Below are 231 nucleotides of genomic sequence, written 5' to 3' on the forward strand. Positions count from 1 at the left end.
TGATGAGCCTTGGGGCTTTGGACTTCGGTCTGATCGTCGACGGCGCCGTCATCATCGTTGAAAACGCGCTGAGGCGGCTTGCCGAACAACAGCATCATGAAGGTCGCTTGCTGACCGTCAAGGAACGGCTTGCGACCGTGGCAGCCGCCGCTCGCGAGATGATCCGCCCCTCGGTTTACGGGCAGGCAATCATCATCCTCGTCTACGTACCGCTGCTCACGCTGACCGGCG

Annotated in this window: 1 protein-coding gene; it reads left to right on the forward strand. The window is 61.5% G+C overall.

Features of this window, described 5'->3' with window-relative positions; all coding sequences use genetic code 11:
* Positions 1 to 231: efflux RND transporter permease subunit (locus tag AX685_RS00520; RefSeq protein WP_156445574.1), on the forward strand; the 231-nt coding region annotated here is incomplete at both ends.

It is taken from the genome of Sphingomonas sp. CCH9-F2 (assembly GCF_001556735.1).
Taxonomy (GTDB): Bacteria; Pseudomonadota; Alphaproteobacteria; order Sphingomonadales; family Sphingomonadaceae; genus Sphingomonas; species Sphingomonas ginsenosidimutans.